The 19,035-nt window shown below is 56.7% G+C and carries 15 protein-coding genes; all 15 read right to left on the bottom strand.

The genetic code is table 11. The features are described 5' to 3' along the window. Positions 1-508 (bottom strand): hypothetical protein (locus RBA41_RS14220; protein WP_306624649.1); only part of this gene is annotated, 508 nt, incomplete at its 3' end. A gap of 372 nt (positions 509-880) precedes the next feature. Beyond that, complete coding sequence (locus RBA41_RS14215) at positions 881-1,870, bottom strand: hypothetical protein (protein ID WP_306624648.1); 990 nt, start codon at positions 1,868-1,870, stop codon at positions 881-883. Between the two features lie 123 nt (positions 1,871-1,993). Continuing rightward, positions 1,994-3,022, bottom strand: a complete 1,029-nt coding sequence (locus tag RBA41_RS14210; RefSeq protein WP_306624646.1) for a beta propeller repeat protein — start codon at positions 3,020-3,022, stop codon at positions 1,994-1,996. 195 nt (positions 3,023-3,217) lie between these two features. Next, complete coding sequence (locus RBA41_RS14205) at positions 3,218-4,246, bottom strand: beta propeller repeat protein (protein WP_306624644.1); 1,029 nt, start codon at positions 4,244-4,246, stop codon at positions 3,218-3,220. Positions 4,247-4,255: 9 nt separating this feature from the next. Continuing rightward, complete coding sequence (locus RBA41_RS14200; protein ID WP_306624643.1) at positions 4,256-5,707, bottom strand: hypothetical protein; 1,452 nt, start codon at positions 5,705-5,707, stop codon at positions 4,256-4,258. A gap of 4 nt (positions 5,708-5,711) precedes the next feature. Continuing rightward, a complete protein-coding gene (locus RBA41_RS14195; protein ID WP_306624642.1) occupies positions 5,712-6,098 on the bottom strand; it encodes a DUF4150 domain-containing protein in 387 nt (128 codons plus the stop codon). A 13-nt stretch (positions 6,099-6,111) separates the two neighbouring features. Continuing rightward, entirely contained in the window at positions 6,112-7,224 is a 1,113-nt protein-coding gene (locus RBA41_RS14190) for a hypothetical protein (protein ID WP_306624641.1), read from the bottom strand. Next, on the bottom strand, positions 7,221-8,342 hold the full coding sequence (locus tag RBA41_RS14185) for a DUF2169 family type VI secretion system accessory protein (RefSeq protein WP_306624640.1): 1,122 nt from the start codon (positions 8,340-8,342) through the stop codon (positions 7,221-7,223). Before RBA41_RS14185 ends, RBA41_RS14190 begins: the two co-directional genes overlap by 4 nt. Before the next feature lie 7 nt (positions 8,343-8,349). After that, entirely contained in the window at positions 8,350-8,874 is a 525-nt protein-coding gene (locus tag RBA41_RS14180) for a DUF6484 domain-containing protein (protein ID WP_306624639.1), read from the bottom strand. Between the two features lie 2 nt (positions 8,875-8,876). After that, the gene (locus tag RBA41_RS14175; protein ID WP_306624638.1) at positions 8,877-11,144 is read right to left on the bottom strand and encodes a type VI secretion system Vgr family protein; all 2,268 of its coding nucleotides are present in this window, start codon (positions 11,142-11,144) and stop codon (positions 8,877-8,879) included. Positions 11,145-11,837: 693 nt separating this feature from the next. Next, a complete protein-coding gene (locus tag RBA41_RS14170; RefSeq protein WP_306624637.1) occupies positions 11,838-13,103 on the bottom strand; it encodes a DUF2863 family protein in 1,266 nt (421 codons plus the stop codon). Positions 13,104-13,356: 253 nt separating this feature from the next. Further along, positions 13,357-16,077 carry an aconitate hydratase AcnA gene (gene acnA / locus RBA41_RS14165; RefSeq protein WP_306624635.1) on the bottom strand — a complete coding sequence of 907 codons (2,721 nt, stop codon included), beginning with the start codon at positions 16,075-16,077 and terminating at the stop codon, positions 13,357-13,359. A gap of 34 nt (positions 16,078-16,111) precedes the next feature. After that, positions 16,112-16,717, bottom strand: a complete 606-nt coding sequence (locus RBA41_RS14160) for a hypothetical protein (protein WP_306624633.1) — start codon at positions 16,715-16,717, stop codon at positions 16,112-16,114. A 16-nt stretch (positions 16,718-16,733) separates the two neighbouring features. Continuing rightward, the gene (locus RBA41_RS14155) at positions 16,734-17,729 is read right to left on the bottom strand and encodes an HpcH/HpaI aldolase/citrate lyase family protein (protein WP_306624631.1); all 996 of its coding nucleotides are present in this window, start codon (positions 17,727-17,729) and stop codon (positions 16,734-16,736) included. A gap of 104 nt (positions 17,730-17,833) precedes the next feature. Beyond that, positions 17,834-18,823, bottom strand: coding sequence for a malate dehydrogenase (locus RBA41_RS14150; protein WP_166893975.1), 990 nt, complete (start codon positions 18,821-18,823; stop codon positions 17,834-17,836). Between the last annotated feature and the right edge of the window lie 212 nt (positions 18,824-19,035).

Here is a 19,035-nt window from a genome sequence, read left to right as displayed (position 1 = left end):
CCTTAAGAACTTCGGCAGGAATAGGAAGTCCTTTAGATTCATTTCCGAGTTCAATCCATTGGTCAATACCGATGCGCCGGTAAATCTTACGATAGTTACCCAAAGCATAGATCTGGCTGGCAGCTCGCACAATTTTTTTGACTATCCCTATCCTTCCCCCATATGTCGACATGTCAATAACCTTGTCTATGGGCTTTTCGCTTCCCATACGAGGCTTGGTAACCGAAAAAACGTTACTTGATGTATCAACGGCTACGTATTCTAGAGGATCCTCGCGTATGGCTATTGTTGTAAAACCATAATTGTCGCTTTGCGTACACGAAAATCGGGTTTCCATGGGTTTATCTAGCGCCAAGGTGAGAAATCGTGTCTGCGGCAGTACGTCACGATTATCCTTTTCCTCAACCAATATAAAGCCAAAACCATGTTCTCTTAAAATTGCGCAATCATAAATCGTAAAACTCTTTACTAATTCTTCCCACGTCGGCTGGTCAAAAACTGTCTTCATGTATTTCGTCTGCGTTGATAATTGCATCGATAGTAAGAGTTGCCTTCGGTTCACCGCCGCGTTGGCCGTATGCGTTTCCGCCGTTCAATTGCGCGGAAACGTACCATGGACTTTATCGCCGGCAAACAGATTTTTTACGCATCGCCGAATTTCTATCGAGGCATCTCAGGTTGAAATGAAGTATTTCGATTAGTAAAGGTGGTGATCGGCATCACCCCTTAAAATACGACATGTTCTAGGGGGTGCGTAATTTTCTACTATCTCTTTCTAGCTGGAATGGGCGAATGCGTGATTCACGTTCCATGTATGGTCCGAGGGTTGTCAGGATGACTTATAGCGCTTACCTACACACGCCTAGCTTCAGATTCAGCCTCAAATAAAATCGAATGTACTGAAAAGGCGTCGCCAACCGGTTCCATCGTTGATGCAAGCGCCATGAGGGCCAGCGGTTAGCAGAAACTCCCCATCAGGACAGAGATCAAGACGGCCGCTGTTGGTCGCGTTCGGCGCATCTGCCTCAATGTCCTGTAAAGGTACAAGACATTTTTCCTTATAATCAATCGTCCAAAGGCCTTCCTGCCCTCCTAAATACAATCGGTTATTGAACCAGGCAGAATCCACCGGCTGGTGACCCCAGGCGATGTTAGATTCAGCAATGCGCTTCCATTTGTCTGTTCGGCCAGCCCACACGCTGCCGTTCATCTCTGTGATGTAGACGACCCCGTCGGCAGCACAACAAACGGTTTTTAAGTTCGCGTTTGTGGGTATAGGGCATGCATGCCACTTTATCCCATCGAAGCGCCATACATCGCCCTTGCCGCCTACCGCGTACATATCGTTACTGGCGAATGCGCTCATGTCGGAAAAACCAAGGCTCGTATCGTCGATCTTGGTCGTTGCAATATCGGAAGGCAAAGGAACTCCCTTGCCTTCCTTACCAAGTTCGATCCACTGTTCAAATCCGATGCGCCGGTAAATTCGACGATAATCACCGAGTGCATAGACCTGTCCTGCTGCGCTCACCACTCTCGTTATTATTCCTACCTTACCTCCGTAGGTGCTCATGTCGATTAACTCATCTATTGCCGTTTCCTCACCCATGCGCTGTCCATCCGCCGAATATACTTGACTCCGCATATCAACTGCGACATATTCGAGCGGATCTATACCTGCAGCAATAGTAGTGAAAGTAAAATTATCGCCTTCACAAACGCCAAATCGCGTTTGGAGCGGCTGTTCGGCCGATATATACATGATGCGCGTAACTGGCAATTGATCGCGATTATCCTTTTCCTCGACCAGAATGAAGGCAAAACCTTCTTCTTGTAAGATTGCGCAATCATAAATGGTGTAGCCACGCAAAAACTTGGCCCAGTTGACTCTGTCAAAAATAGCGTCCAGCTTATCTCCTCTATCTGGCTGGCCGCCGAGTTATCGGCAGCGGTCCTAGGTCCGTCCATCGTTTTAGATGGAGCGAGTTATGATTCAAGGATAATCGAACGCGCTGAATAGTCGCCGCCATCCAGTCCCGTCATTCAAGCATGCGCCGTAAGGTCCGGCAGTCAATAAAAATTTTCCATCCTGGCTGAGGTCGAGACGACCCCCGTTGGTTGGATTTGGCGCGCCCCTTTCAACGCTTTGTAAGGGGACGACCTCTTTCTTCTTCGAATCGATGGTAAAAATGCCTTGTTGAGCACCAAGATATAATCGGTCATTGAACCAGAAAGCATCAACCGGTTGATGTCCGGGGGTAATGTCTGCAATGGCAACCCGTTTCCAACTGTCAGTTCGACCCGCCCATACACTTCCGTTCATTTCCGTTATGTAGACGAGTCCGTCGCCAGCGCAACAAACCGATTGCAAATCCGCATTAGTGGGGAGCGGGCAGTTATGCCACTTTACGCCATCGAAGCGCCAGACATCACCTTCTCCTCCCACAGCATACATGTCGCTGGCAGAAAATGCACTTAGGTCGACGAAACCAAATGCCTCCGGATACACATTGCCCTTAAGAACTTCGGAAGGAATAGGTACTCCTTTAGATTCATTTCCGAGTTCAATCCATTGGTCAATGCCGATGCGCCGGTAGATCTTGCGATAATCACCTAAAGCATAGATCTGGCCCGCAGCTCGTACAACTTTTTGAACTATTCCTATCCTTTTCCCATATGTCGACATGTCAATGACCTTGTCTATAGGCTTTTCGCTTCCCCTACGAGGCTTGGTAACCGAAAAAACGTTACTTGATGTATCAACGGCTACGTATTCTAGAGGATCTTCGCAAACGGCAATTGTTGTGAAACGGTGATTGTCGGTTTGTGAACCAGAAAATCGGTTTTCCATGCGTTGATCTATCGCCATGGTGAGAAATCGTGTCAGTGGCAGTACATCACGATTATCCTTTTCCTCAACCAATATAAAGCCAAAACCATGCTCTCTTAAAATTGCGCAGTCATAAATTGTAAAGCCCTTTACATATTTTTCCCAAGTCGGCTGGTCGAAGACTGTCTTCATGTGTTTCGTCTGCATTGTTAATGGCATCGATAGTACGACTTGCTTTCAGTTCGCCGTCGCGTTGTCCGTAGACGTTTTCGGCATTGAATCGTGCGGAAACGTATCACGACCTTTATCGCCGCTTGGCTGGTCGCTGAGTTATTGGCGGTGGAATCAACTCCGACCGTCGGTTTAGATGGAATAGATTATTGTATTTCAAGGATAATCAAAGGCGCTGAATAGTCTTCTCCATCCGGTCCCGTCATTCAGGCACGCGCCGTAAGGTCCGGCAGTCAATAAGAATTTTCCATCCGGGCTAAGGTCAAGGCGACCCCCGTTGGTTGGATTTGGCGCGTCCCTTTCAACGCTTTGTAAGGGAACGACCTCTTTTTTCTTCGAATCGATTGTAAAAATGCCTTGTTGAGCACCAAGATATAATCGGTCATTGAACCAGAAAGCATCAACCGGTTGATGTCCGGGGTTAATGTCTGCATTTGCCACCCGTTTCCAACTGTCAGTTCGACCCGCCCATACACTGCCGTTCATTTCCGTTATGTAGACGAGTCCGTCGCCAGCGCAGCAAACCGATTGCAAATACGCGTTAGTAGGTAGCGGACAATTATGCCACTTGACGCCGTCAAAGCGCCAGACATCGCCTTCTCCACCCACCGCATACATGTCGTTGGCAGAAAATGCACTGAGGTCGACAAAACCGAATTCGTCCGATTCGACGTTGCCCTTGAGAACTTCGGCAGGAATAGGAAGTCCTTTAGATTCTTTTCCGAGTTCAATCCATTGCTCAATGCCGATGCGCCGGTAAATCTTGCGATAATCACCTAAAGCATAGATCTGGCCCGCAGCTCGCACAACTTTCTTCACTATCCCTATCGATCCGCCATATGTCAACATGTCAATGACATCTTCAATCGGTTTTTCGCTTCCTGTACGAGCCTTGGTAACCGAAAACACGTTACTTGATGTATCAACGGCTACGTATTCTAGAGGGTCTTCACATACGGCAATTGTTGTAAAGCCATATTTGTCGCTTTGTGTACACGAAAATCGGTTTTCCATGGGTTTATCTATTGCCATGGTGAGAAATCGTGTCAGTGGCAGTGTGTCGCGATCATCCTTTTCCTCAACCAATATAAAACTAAAACCATGTTCTCTGAATATTGCGCAATCGTAGATCGTGAACCCCTTTATTAATCTTTCCCAAGTCGGTTGATCGAAAATTGTAATCATAAATTTTCCTTAAAATGGTGCAGTAGTTGGAGTTGCCATAGGCAAATCGGGGCCGCCGCCACTCCGGCCCGAGTGCGGAGAAACCAGTGCATCTTTGGGAAAGGTTCCACATTCTTTGTCGCTGCTATAGCGTTTTTTCAATTCGTCATCAAGCTGTTCTGCAATGCATTCCCAGTTGCATCCGAACATTTTAGCCATAAGCTTTGAAGTTTTGTCCCGTGCTTTTGTGTACGGCATGTCTGGAGAATGCCTACTCGCTTTTACTATTTCCTCGGTGCCGGAATGCGCGAGCCCGTGCGTACCGTTTGCTACTCGGTTGGCTGTTCCTTCCAGACAAATAGTCAAGGCATTATTTTCCTTGTAATCCTTCCAACATTTCCGCAGTCCTTGTGGCTTCATTGTGGTATTTTCGACCGTTCCTGTCGCTGTCTTTACTGTCTCGGTCACTGGCGCAAAAGCCTGAAACATTGCATTTGGAATAACATGATGCCCGGTTTGCCCTGGGCAGCAACCGTTTCCGGTAGCGGTTTTGCCAGCATCCTTGTACGGAACTAAAAGACACTTACGTGCCTTTATGCATGGATTGGCATAGGCTACCCCAGCCATGATACTAGCCATTGCGTCTTCCATTCCCCCTGGCGTCAGTATTTTCCGTCCAGCCTCGACGGCATCCGTGAATACTTTTGCGTTATCTTGAAGTGCTTGAAACTGTGTCTCCATATCGTTTGTGACGATAGCGCCGATCGTGTTTCCAATCAGTCGTCCCAGACTTTCATACGTTCCAATTCTTGCCATAAGAGTTGCGGCGCCCGGAAAGCGAAAAAACGCCGCTCTCCTCAATGCTTTCTCTTGTGCGTTATCGACAATATCTTTCCAATGGCTCATCATATAATCGTCAGCAAAAGAAAACACCTTCTCCAATGCTTCTTTTTCCATTTTGCTCTGGTCATTGATGAAACTCTGGATGTCGCTTTCGATAGATTCTCTGAAATCCTTGGTGTTAAGTACTTCTTGGCCTTCAAGGCCTTTTTGTCCACCTGGTTTTTGCCACAGGCCATCGCAATGATTTTGCATCCACCGGTTTTTGTCGTTGGGAGAGTATCCGCTGGTTTCGCGCGCTTTGGCATCAATCTTGCCTAACGTATCCTTAATTTTTTTAATGAAATACGGCGCAACACCGGATTCCTTGCTGAGCCTCGCATTCTTCAGGGCATCAGCGGATTTTTTCTTTGTCTCTTCATTGTCCGCACATTCATCTCTTATGCGATCAGCGTCAGCTTTGCAGTTCGCGCTATCTTTCTTGTTGTGAAAATAATGATAGTCTGCGGTGTTGGCTAGTTTTTTGGTGTTTGTGGTGGTTGTCCTTCTGGGACTTTGCGCCGGAACAGGGGTGTTATTCTTGGCTGTCTCTCTGTCAGCCTCTGTCCTACGTCGTTGATGTCTATCGAATGCTGTTGACATTAAATTACCCGTGGTTATGTGTCATCGTGTCATTGTGCCTGCAGACGTTTAACCCTTCGAACTTCACGTTCGATGACCACTGAGTAAAATACGCTTTTCCCTTGATTACGCCGGTCTTATTTCCTTTTTTGAAGAGCGGTGTCGCTGGCTCATTACCAGTACTGTTCGCTAAATATGAAACGTCTTTCAGCGCTACTGGCGTCCCGCAAATAAATACAGTTGTGCTTCCTTTTTCGAGTTGTTTGGCATACGCGGTATTGGGATATGGAATCAATACCGGCCCCGCGCCCGGTGCGGGGGGGCTCCAGCATGGGTCCGCGAATGCCGATGATTGTCCATCCGCAGCTTTCGAGCAAATTTGGTTGTCGTTGGCATAAACTCGGGTATTCATTAACTGTTACCTCCTAGGCGATGTTTCGTTGCAATATCACTGCGCAGCGCAGCCCCGTATCATTTGCCAAATGCAAAAATCCGCATTCGCCGGGACTTGCAGGAGTCGACATTATTTTTGACATGTAGGCTAACATTGCGGGTCCGGTAGCCGCCCCCACTTCGCCAATACAATCCGCGATCGTTATCAGCTTTAACATGTTGCCTCCGGTTGGTGTCACCCGGGTGATTGCATTGGCCGCTTCGCGGGAGAAAAATGATTCGCCATTCTGATCGCTGACTCTGAATTGAAGTGCGCTGTAATCGCGTTGGCTCATGTTCACTGCTGATCGAATTGCAGTTGTTAATCCTCGCGACTTGCTTGGTACGCTGCCGTCCAGGCGGCCCGGTTCATCGCCGACCCCGAAGCCGCTAATATGTATGGCGGAAGTGCTTTTATGGGCCACATCACTGCTCGAGTTACCCAGGACGGCTTTCTGCAATAGAACTGCCGCAGCGGCTTCGCCAGGGATGAACCCATCAGTGTTTCCTCGAACTTGCAAGCGACCTGCGTGCAGATAGGCGTTGATGGTTGTAGCGTTCAGGTAGGTGTCGGCGCCCACCAAGAGAACCTGTTCACAATCGGGCAGCTCAAGCAGCGCTGCCGCCTGTTTAAGTGCACTCGCCAGACCAGCGCGCCCCAATGGCATGACGCCGGAACGAGGATGAAACCGCAAGTTGAGCTGATCGACGGCTTGACTGAACACGCTCGCGTACCAGTCGCTATCGGCACCGCTGCGCTCAGGTTCAGGCGCTAGCCATACAAGAGGCACCTTCGCGAAATCAGTTTCCCCGACCGAACTCAGACAATCCGCAATGGCAAAGGCAATCCAGCGCGCCAGCCGCTCCTGTCCCCATACATCCTCGTCGTCCAGGCGTGCAACGAGCACCCGTTCGTGCTGCGTTGTTTTGAAATCGCTCTGTTGAAAGTGGTCCATATTGGCGCGCATGGCGCATGTTGCCGCATCCAGGTTGTATCCGACAGCGCAGCAAAGGCCAGCGGAATGAATTGCCAACCTTGTCGTCGGCGTATGAGTGGACTCCGCGCTGAACCTATTCCAGAAACTGTTTTTCGTCACCGAGCTCATGCGTACCCTTCGTTCTCATCGGTTTCTCCGGCACATCCGTGGCAGCCATCGGCTCCGGTTTTTTTTCGTTCCCACCATGCTGGATCAACGGGGCCAACGGCCAGCGCCGAAAATTCCTGAATGCGGCGCCGGATCGGCACGCTTGTTCGCCATACTGCTGAAAAGCTGCCTTTTTCCGTTTCAAAAAACAGGGTGTCGACCACCGGCACAAGCATGTCCGTGCTGTAGTCGGTTCGGAGAATTCTTACTTGTAGCTCGTCCAATCGGGGAAGCTTGAACCGCACATCCGGCCTCCCAGCCATCATGTTTCGCAAAATCACGTCTTCGCCTCCCTTGGGGTAGACAATTTGTTGATCTTCCGGTGCGCACTGGTGGTATTGCTCATCAAAATCCTCTGGAAGGAAAGGACAAATTTCTTCCTCCCAGTGTTTGTCGTAGGTACCTGTATATTGCGTGCGTGGCGTCCAATGTCTGGCCACTGCGGATAACGCCACCGGTTTGTGATTGCCGGTCGGGCTGGTGATACTGTCGTCAAGCGCGTGGAGATTCGGTGCGGGTTCGCCATCGAGGTCTCCCCCGGTGCGTTTTCCTCCCCATCCAATTCCCGCTGGGTTGCTCAGCATTGTCTCGGTGAGTATCTGAGGTTTGTCTCCCCAACCTTTTTCGTACGTGCGGGAGCCGCCGAAGGCATGCCCGTAGTGCAAGGGCATGCTTGTAAAAGGCATTGCCTTGGTAAGCGTGTACATTCCCAAAAGTTTGCGCCATTGACGTGGACCGACGACTTTAATCCCCTTTTTCATTGGCCCAACTTGACATGCAACCGTCAGCTCTTGCACTTCCTTCCCGTCGGGAGCATGCGCGCACGAATCGAACAGAACATCGCAACGCGGCTTATACCGTGCAAAATCGTCGCCGCAGATCATGGCGCTTTGCCCCGGATCTCCTACAAATTTATCGCTCGGGAGCAGTGGCGATGACGCAATCGGCCGCGGTCTTTGACCTGCCTCGGGAATGAGCCATGTCCCTTTGATGACGATAACGAGATGCTCTCGTCCATCCACATCCAAGGACGTGCTGATCTGTGCAATCAAATGCTTTGATGCGACTTGAATGTCCATGCCGCTCCTAATTGACGTGAACCGAGCCGCCCAGAATGCGATGTGTCGCGCTTGCCTGGCTGGTAATGTAGGTTCCTCGCAGCTGGATGCGGCCGTCGGCGCTCAGGATGAGGGCTGCTTCGCCACATCGGAGCTCGATTTCGTGCTCGGCGTGGAGTTCGACGCGCTGACCATCGAGAAGCACGTCTGTGCTCGGGCGCGAAGCGGCTGACGGGGCCGCAAGCATGAACCCGAGGATGATCGGACGCTGAGGATCGCCCGATTCGAATCCGAGGGCGACTGCCTGGCCGATCTGGCCAGGGTCCAGTGGGCTGATTGTACGGGCGGCAATATGCGTCAGTCCAAATGTGGGAATGCTGACAAGTGCTATTCCATCATCGCCGATTGCGTCGAACGTACCGACAGCAATGCCATCCGCCCGCCTTGGCTGGTGCGACGTCTGAACAATCACATCGTGCAGCAGTTGTTCGGTCTGGCCTTCATTCAGCGCGGGCGTTGCCGCCGCAGTGGGAGCGTGGAGTTTCGATCGCATGGTTAATTCTCGAGAATAGTCTTGGCGGTCAAGGTGATGTTTCCATCGGCTTTATACGATTGCTCATCGGTAGTGCCCACACTAAACGTGTGTCCGTTGAAGATAATCGTGCCATCGGATTTCATCACCAGGCTCGCCTTGCCAACGGTGATCGATATTTCTTCCCCGGCATTAATCGAAATGGATTCTCCGACATCGGTCGACTGGCTTTTTCCCACCACGGTAGACATCATCATGCCGACATTCAGGCTGTAACCGAGTCCCACGTTCTCCATGCGTCCCAGCCCGACGTTCTGCATGTATGCCATGCCGATCGTCTCGGTCTTCATCTTGGCCACATTGATCGACCAGTTCTTGCCGATCGTATCCTTCTCATGCTTGGCCACGTTCTTGGTACGGTTCCCGCCAATATCGATGGTCTCGTTCTTCCCCACATCCTCGGTGCGGTTATCCCCGATGCTGATCTTCTCATCGTGGTCCACCCGCTCGGTGCGGTTGTTGTGAATCGTGATCGTTTCGTTGTTGTCGACCGTCTCGGTACGGTCGTGATGCACCGTAATCGTTTCGTCGCGGTCAACCGTCTCGGTGCGGTCGCGCTTGATGTGGTTGGTCTCGTCGCGATCGATCGTCTTGCGGCGGTCATTGCCGACCCATTTATCCTCATCGTGTTCGACTTCGGTCAGCTGGTCCTTCTCCGCGTGCAGCCAGAGCTGTTCCTTGCCTTTCTTGTCCTCGAAGCGGATCGCATTCGCATTGTCGTAACTGCCGCCCGGCGTCGAGCGCGACAAAATGCCGCTCTGCGTTTTGTTCTCCGGCAAGGTCCACGGCGGCATGGTGTCGGTATTGGGCACCATGCCAGTAATGATCGGCCGGTCCGGATTTCCATCCAGAAATTGCACAATCACTTCCGTGCCGATGCGCGGAATCGACGTCATCCCGAAATTCGCGCCTGCCCATGGCGTGGCCACGCGAATCCAGGCCGAGCTCTTTTCGTCGCTGGCGCCGACCCGGTCCCAGTGGAACTGCACGCGCACCCGGCCATACTTATCGGTATGAATTTCCTCGCCCGCCGGCCCGACCACGGTCGCGGTCTGGATGCCGTGAATCTTCGTCTCGACGCTGTTCAAGGCACGCGGTGCGCGCCACGGAATGATCCTGCGGATCGCCGTCAGCGTGTTCTCGTAGCGCGACGGCTCGGTCACCTTCACGTGATAGTTATTGGTGGCGTGGTGCCTGACTTCGAGAATGAGAAATTCGCGCGCCTGTGCATCGTCGCCGCGCGGATCGGCGTCGAAGTGTCCGCTCAGGCGGAACCAGCGCCCCGGCATCACATAGCGGTTGTTACCGGCGCCATCGAAGCGCTTGCCTCCCGCTTCGACCGATTCCATCTGGCGCTGCGCCACGTCGCGCGCGTCGCCGCTGTCCTTGAAGCCGAAAGCGCCCGAGTATTCGTACGATTCGATATTCGGCACGTCGCCTTGCTGCTGCACCGTCGGCAGCGAGGTCTGCGCCGGGCGGCCGGTCTTGAAGTCATACGAGGTCAGCGATACCGTGCCCTGCATGATCTGGCGCCCCGGCGACCATTCGCCGATGCCATCCTCTTCATGCGCGCCGCCGTGACGCTGGAAAGGCATCTCCGGCCGGCCGTCAATCGGATCGGCGGCGGTGGAGTCGTCCGACAGCACCAGTTTGTGGCCCGCTTCGGTATGTTCGAACCAGTAAAAGATGCCAGCCCTGGCCCAGCGCCGCTCCAGATAGTTGCTGTCGCTCTCGTCGAACTGGCAGGCGTCGGTCATCACGCCGCTGGCGCCCTGGACGCGCCAATCCCACTCGGCCAGGCTGCCATAGTCGCCGAAGATGCTCGACGTTTGCTGGTACAAAGTGGTGTTGTGGAACAGGTAGTTGTCCTTGCGCATAGTCAGGTACTTGGACCACGGGCCCAGTTTCGCCTCGTAGTACGACACGCCGCCGTCGACCGTCTTCAGGCCGAAGCTGAACACGCGTCCGGTGAAGTAACGCATCGAGCCATCCCCACGCACGAGCTGGACGCACATCATCTTGCCCTGCAAGTCCTTGAGCGCCACGTTGGGGTTGTTGGACAGCAGTTCGACAGTGAATTCAAACGGGCGCGACAGCGCCTCAAACGCGTCCAGACGGTTAACCAATAGCTGCGAGGCGGGGCCGTCGCTGTTTGGAAAGGACAAGCGCAAAATGCGATCATGCTGCCGATCGCTGATCAGGTCCTGGAGGCTAAAAGACGATTCGCTCATGCGATATTCCTGTTCATTCAAAGTCAGTCAATTCGGGAGAATTGAAGTGGCAAGCTCGGTAACCCGACTGCCTGAGCGCGGGGTAAAAAAGGTGAGAACCGGGGTGGTACGAGCGCGGGAAGGGTGGCCTGGCGTTATCGTTTGCACTCGTTCTTGCTGTATTTATTAATGATATTTTATCATCTTTTTACATGCAAAAGTGCAATTTTTGTTACTGCAGGTAGTGCGGAAACAACACGTGCTTGGGCGCGCGGCGGGCGGCTGGCAGCACCTGCATGTGCGGCCCGGAGGGGGCGAAAGGAGGGCATATGAGCGCGCAAAGGCGGCCCCGGGAACTGCGCAAGGAATGATCGATGCGATCTGCCTGCCGGATTGGGTGGAACAGGCGGGAGAGGCGGCGTGGGCAGGGCGCCCACGCGCTGGGGAATTAAGCCGGCTGCTTGCCTACCACTTGAACACCTTGGCGATTGCCAGGTACCAGGTGATGAGAGTATCGATAAATCCGGTCAACACCGGCACCACCTGAATCATCATATCGTCCATGCTTGTTCTCCACAGTGCGTTGACGCGGCCCGGGCGAGCCACCCAGCGAGTGTAGGGGTGTTGGCATTTCGTTATCTTGTGCGCGCCCAAGAAAGCTGCCGGCGTAAAAAAACCCGGGCGAACCCGGGTTCTTGAAGCGGCAACACCTGCTTAGTGAAAATGCTCCGTGCCCGCAGGCGCGTCTTCCGGCATTTCAGCGTGCACCAGTTCGCCAGTTGGATCGGCAAACAGGGGCGCGTCGCAGTCGTCGCAATACTCGGTCACGAAACGCTCGTTGTGGCGCTTGATGTGGGTGACACCCGCTTCGTTCAGGTGCCCGATGATGTCGTCGAGCGGCGCCTTCGGCTCGCCCATGCCGCCCAGCGCGGCGGCCGACAAGCCTTCGACCGGGGTGCCGTCTTCGTCTTCCTGCCCGTACAGCGGCCACACGATGCCGTAAATGACATCGGCGGTCTGGCGCATGGTGAAGCCGACGCGGTACTCGTCGATCTGGCCTTCGGCCGATTCGTCGCCGAAGCCGGCAATGACGGCACGCAGGTCGGACGCTTCCACGCCCAGGGTATTGGTCAGGTAGTGCACGGCGGCACGCACCGATACCGGACGGATCAGCTTATCCGCTTCGCGGCAGGCCACGTAATACGCTTCCGGCAGCAGCAGTTCGACGCCGCAGCCCGGCAGCAGGCGCGTGATGGTCGGGCCGGCCTGCGCGCGCCACTGTTCGAGCGCATTGGCGCGTTCGACCATAAAGGTCGACTGGAACTGCGGCTCTTGCCAGCGGAACAGCGGTGCACCCAGCGGCGCCACGATGGCCACCATCAGGTAGCGCGTGTCGGCCAGGAAAGGCGCGGTCTCGGCCGGCTTGGCGATCGGCTTGACGGCCGTGCCCTTGTGCGCGGCCTGGGCCAGCTTGTGCGTGGTGGTATAGGTTTCGGCGTGGGTGCGCGGCAGCTGGTCGATCGAGAACAGGGTCGGCGCCATGGCCATCTGCACGCCATCGGCCAGCAGGTGCGCCGAAAAGTGGGCGGACAGGGTCTGCAGCAGCTCGGCCGGAATGGTGCCGGACGCGATCGAAAAACGCGTCCACGCCAGGATCGGCGCCGCCACCAGCAGTGCCTGGAAGGTCTTTTCCGCGCCGTCGTGCTGCTCGACCATGGTCGACGATTCGCTGACCGCTTCGACGCCCTCCATCAGGGTGTCGTAGGCGTTCAGGTCTTCCTTGAACAGCACGTTGAGGGTGGTGTCGACGGTATCCTGGTGGCCGGTCTTGAGCAGGCGCTGGAGCTGGGTGTCGAGCTGGCGCTCCCAGGCCCGTTCTTCAATGCGGCTGGACGCCTGTACGATAGCCTGGCTGATACTGACCAGGCGTTGGCTCTCGGCCGACAACTTATGGGATGAATCTTTGGTTGGACGACGCATGGCGTATAAGAGTCTTTGTAAGTGAATGAACGGATCAATAATGTCGGAACAATGATAAACCCTTATCAGCCGTATTGTAGTTCATTCGTCCGCCCACCATGAAGACGGCGCAAGAAGTGTGAAAAAAAGTTGAGCGGGAGGGTGGGTAGTGGGCACTCACTTGGCCTTGTGGCAACGTCGCGGGACGAAAAAAAACGCCGGATCAATCCGGCGTTTTTTGCTCCAGCCCCGCGCTGGCGCGGGGCGTCGGACATTACGCGGCCAGCAGCTGGCGCAGCACGAACGGCAGGATCCCGCCATGCTTGTAGTAGTCGACTTCGATCGGGGTATCGATACGCAGCAGGACTTTGACTTCCTGCACGTCGCCATTGGCGCGCGTGATGACCAGGGTCGCCAGTTGCTGCGGCTTGATCTCGCCTTCCAGGCCCTTCAGGTCGAACACTTCGTTACCCGTGATGTTCAGGGTCTGCACGCTGTCGTCGCCGATGAATTGCAGCGGCAGCACGCCCATGCCCACCAGGTTGGAGCGGTGAATACGCTCGAACGAACGGGTGATGACCGCTTTCACGCCCAGCAGCTGGGTGCCCTTGGCCGCCCAGTCGCGCGAGGAACCGGTGCCGTACTCTTCGCCGCCGAACACCATCGTCGGCACGCCGTCGGCCACATACTTCATGGCTGCGTCGTAGATCGACATCTGTTCGCCGCTCGGCTGGTGAATCGTGATGCCGCCTTCAACCGCGGAACCGTCGGCCTTGGCGGGAATCATGCGGTTCTTGATACGCACGTTGGCAAAGGTGCCGCGCATCATGATCTCGTGATTGCCGCGGCGCGAGCCGTAGGAGTTGAAGTCGGCCTTCATCACGCCATTGGCCAGCAGCCATTTGCCCGCAGGGCCGCTTTCCTGGATCGAACCGGCCGGCGAAATGTGGTCGGTGGTGATCGAGTCGCCGAACACGCCCAGTGCGCGCGCGCCGGAAATGCCGGTCGCTGCCGCTTTCGGGATCATCTCGAAGCCGTCGAAGAACGGCGGCTCGGCGATGTAGGTCGACTTCGGCCAGTCGTAGACCTGGCCGGTGGTGGTGGTCACGTCTTCCCACAGCTTGCCCGGCGCGCCCTTGACGTCGGCGTAGTTGGCCTTGAAGACCTTGGAGTTCATCGCGAACTTCATCAGCTTGCCGATTTCCTTCGAGGTCGGCCAGATGTCGCCCAGGTACACGTCCTTGCCGTTGGTGCCCTTGCCGACTGGCTCGGTCATCAGGTCGCGCGTCATGTTGCCGGCGATGGCGTAGGCCACGACCAGCGGCGGCGAGGCCAGGAAGTTGGAACGGATGTTCGGGTGGATCCGCGCTTCGAAGTTACGGTTGCCCGACAACACGGCCGAAGCGACGATATCGTTTTCGGCGATGGCCGCGTTCAGTTCCGGGGTCAGGTCGCCGGCATTGCCGATGCAGGTGGTGCAGCCGTAGGCGGTCACGCCGAAGCCCAGCTGCTCCAGGTACGGCAGCAGGCCGGCGGCGGTCAGGTACTCGGTGACCACGCGCGAGCCGGGGGCCAGCGAGGTCTTGATGTGCGGAGCGACCGTCAGGCCGGCTTCGACCGCCTTCTTGGCCAGCAGGCCCGCGGCCAGCAGCACGCTCGGGTTCGAGGTGTTGGTGCACGAGGTGATCGCCGCGATCAGCACGTCGCCGTTCTTGACGTTGACGCCGTTGGTGGTTTCGTAGTGGTTGGTCAGGTCGGCCGGGTTCTTGTTAAAACCGTTTTCGGTGGTCGGCTTGGAGAACAGTTCGATGAAGTTGTTCTTGACGTTGCCGATTTCGATACGGTCCTGCGGACGCTTCGGGCCCGCCAGCGACGGGGTCACCGTGGCCAGGTCGAGCGACACCACGCGGGTGTAGTCGATCTCGCCTTCCTGCGGCACGCCGTACAGGTTCTGCGCCTTGAAGTAGTTCTTGAACGCGGTGATTTCCTCGGTGGTGCGGCCGGTGCCTTCGAAGTACTCGATGGTGGCATCGTCAACCGGGAAGAAGCCCATCGTCGCGCCGTATTCCGGTGCCATGTTGGCGATGGTTGCGCGGTCGGTCAGCGACAGCGTTTCGGTGCCGGCACCGAAGAATTCGACGAACTTGCCGACGACTTTTTCTTTACGCAGCATTTCGGTGATGGTCAGCACCAGATCGGTGGCGGTGCAGCCTTCGCGCAAGCAGCCGGTCAGGTTCACGCCGATCACGTCCGGGGTCAGGAAGTAGACCGGCTGGCCCAGCATGCCCGCTTCGGCTTCGATGCCGCCCACGCCCCAGCCGACCACGCCGATGCCGTTGATCATGGTGGTGTGCGAGTCGGTGCCGACCAGGGTGTCAGGGTAGTAGGTGTCGCCAGCCGTACCGGGCGCCTTGTGTACGCCGCGCGCCAGGTACTCCAGGTTGACCTGGTGCACGATGCCGAAGCCGGGAGGGACCACGCCGAAGGTGTCGAAGGCTTGCATGCCCCACTTCATGAACTGGTAGCGCTCGTTGTTGCGCGAGAATTCCAGCTTCATGTTCAGGTCGAGCGCATTCTTTTCGCGGTAGTGGTCGATGGTGACCGAGTGATCGACCACGAGGTCGACCGGTACCAGCGGCTCGATGTTTTTCGGGTTCATGCCCATCTTGTTGGCGACGTTGCGCATGGCGGCCAGATCGGCCAGCAGCGGCACGCCGGTGAAGTCTTGCAGCACCACGCGGGCCACGACGAAAGGAATCTCGTCGGTGCGTTCGCCGTTTGGCGCCCAGTTCGCCAATTGCTTCACGTGTTCTTCCGTGACCTTCTTGCCGTCGCAGTTACGCAGCACGGATTCGAGGACCAGGCGGATCGACACCGGCAGGCGCGAGACGTTCACCCCAAGGCTTTTCTCGAGCGCCGGCAGCGAGTAGAACTTGCCTTTCTGGCCGGCCGACAGTTTGAAATCCTTGAGCGTGTTCAGAGTGTTGCGGGACATGACCTCTCCTTCAGTGGGGTATTTGTTATTTCAGTTATTTTGCTGCAGGGGCGTCAAGCGCCGCCGGTGCTGCCACGGGCGGCACCGCTGGTACGGCAAGTTCGCCCGATGCCGGGCGTGCCGCCGGCATCGGCGCCGGGGCCGCAGGGGCGACGGGCGCCACCGGCGTTTCTACAACCGGCTTCATCTGCTCGGCGTTCTTGCATTCGTTGGCCAACTGGCGGTTCAGGCGCGAATCGAGCAGCATGCCCTTGGCCGGAATGCCGATCCAGACCAGGCCGAAGGTCGGGTTCTCGAAGCGCTTCGCGCCCGTGGTGGTGCCCACGCGGGTGAGGCGGTGCAGGCGTTTTTTCCAGCGCAGCGCGATGTGGCCGTCGTCGCTGTCGTTGTGGTAGGTCGTGACCTTGTTGCCCAGTTCGCAGTCGAAGTCGGTGGTGGTGGTGTCCTTGATGTCCGGCTCCGGCTCGCCTGGGACGACGTCGACCGCCTTCGGGTGCGCGCGCGCCTTCGATTTGGCTGCCGGCTTGGCCTTGGCTGCCGGCTTCGGTTCAGCGGCATGGGCCGCCGGGGCCGCGCACAGGGCGGCCGCCGCCATCGCCAGCGAGCAGGCGAGCAGGGTGTTCTTGATCAGGGTTGGCATCGGGAGTAGCTTCCGTTCAGGTGGCTGGTTGTGGGTCGTTGACGAGCGCGGCGGCGGCGTCGGGCAGGGCCAGGCCCGCCAGTTTCGCGCGCTGCAGCACCGTCCAATAATAGCGATAGCTGGCGCGGTCGTGCAAGCGCCCGTTCTGCGCGATCGGGCCCCAGCTGGCGTTCTTGCCTTCGGTGAGGATGTTGGTCGCTTCGTTCACTTCCGACAGGCGCGGCGTGAATGCCTTCAGGATCGGCTTGATCTGGTCGGGGTGGATGCTCCACATGCGCGTAAAGCCGAATTCGGCGGCGGCGCGCTGGGCATCGTTGGCCACCACGGCGCTGTCCTTGATGTCGGTCGTCACGTTATGCGAGGGCACCTTGCCGTGCGCGTGGCAGGCGGCCGCCATCTCGAGCTTGGCGCGCACCACCAGCGGGTGCGTGAACTGGCCCGGGGTGCGCATGGCCGCGCCGGGAATGGCGCCGTAGTGGCTGGACACAAAATCCATGATGCCGAACGACAGGCACTCGACCTGGGGCAGGGCGGCGATCGCATCGGCTTCGCGCAGCCCGCCATGGGTTTCGATCAGCACGTGCACCGGCAGCGGGGTGGCGCGGCCGGCCTTGGCGGCATGCTGGTTGATCGACTTGATGGCGCGCGCCACTTCGGCCGCGCCGTGCACCTTGGGCAGCACGATGTAGGCCAGGCGCTGGGCCGCGCCGCCGACGATCACGGCCAGGTCGGCCTCGAAAAACGGGCTGGCCACGTCGTGCACGCGCACGCCGATGCGGTTGTGGCGGTTGCCGTCGTCGTTAAGCAGGCGCACGATCATTTGGGCGTGTTCGGGCTCGGCACCGGCGGTGGCGCCGTCCTCGCAGTCGAACGTGATGTCGAACAGGGGGCCAAGCTCTTGTTGCAGGGCCATCGACTTGAGCATCAGCTTTTCGGAGCCTGCATAGTGGTCGCAGGCGGGGAGCAGCAAAGGCTGGCGTTTGCCCTGGAATAAAACCTCGGAGGGATGCATGTTCATTTTCTCAGGTACAGCAGCGCTCGTGCCGCTCGGGGCGGCACGGCGCGTGCGGCGAATCGGTGGGGTTACGGGATCCACGAATCCGGCCGCGTTGAAACTCAGGCCAGCAGGTGGGCAACGCCTTCACGCTCTTCGGTCAGTTCCTTGAGCGTGAGGTTGATGCGTTCCTGCGAGAACTCGTCGATCGGCAAACCTTGCACGATCGTGTATTCGCCATTCTCGGTCGTGACCGGGAAGCCGAACATGGTGCCTTCAGGGATGCCGTACGAACCATCCGAAGCAATGCCCATCGTGGTCCACTTGCCGTTGGTGCCGAGGTACCAGTCGTGCATGTGGTCGATGGCTGCGTTGGCGGCCGACGCCGCCGACGACAGGCCGCGCGCTTCGATGATCGCCGCGCCGCGCTTGCCGACGGTTGGCAGGAAGGTGTCGCGGTTCCAGGCGTCGTCGTTGATGGTTTCCTTGACCGATGCGCCATCGATCTGGGCGAAACGGTAGTCGGCGTACATCGTTGGCGAGTGGTTGCCCCACACGCACAGTTTTTCGATCGAGGCGACCGGCTTGCCGGTTTTGCTGGCGATCTGCGACAGGGCGCGGTTGTGGTCCAGGCGCAGCATGGCGGTGAAGTTCTTGGCCGGCAGCGATGGCGCCGATTTCATGGCGATGTAGGCGTTGGTGTTGGCAGGGTTGCCGACCACCAGCACCTTGACGTTGCGCGAAGCGACGGCGTCGAGCGCCTTGCCTTGCACCGTGAAGATCTGGGCATTGGCTTCGAGCAGGTCTTTACGCTCCATGCCAGGGCCGCGCGGACGGGCGCCGACCAGCAGGGCGAAATCGGCATCCTTGAAGGCGGTCATCGGGTCGGCGTGGGCGGTCATGCCGGCCAGCAGCGGGAATGCGCAGTCATCGATTTCCATCATGACGCCCTTGAGCGCTTTCTGGGCTTTCTCGTCAGCGATTTCCAGCAGTTGCAAAATGACTGGCTGGTCTTTGCCGAGCATGTCACCGTTCGCGATGCGGAACAGCAGGGAATAGCCGATCTGGCCGGCAGCGCCGGTGACAGCAACGCGCAGTGGGGTTTTAGCCATGATGAATCTCCAAAGTGGGAAAGAAAACGGTCGAAGCTGAGGATACGCTTGTTCGGGAAAACGGTAATGATACCAAATCGGCTACCAGGATTGGATACCACGGCCTGAACTTCCCGGCCCAGCCGGAAAAAACCGCGGGGCGATACGCGCGCATGCCGGATCGACCGCGAGTGTAGGCGCGCAAAAGCGATCTGTCAATTCATATCATATAT

It is taken from the genome of Massilia scottii (assembly GCF_030846495.1).
GTDB lineage: Bacteria > Pseudomonadota > Gammaproteobacteria > Burkholderiales > Burkholderiaceae_D > Telluria_A > Telluria_A violaceinigra.
This window is presented reverse-complemented; position numbering and strand designations above follow the sequence as displayed.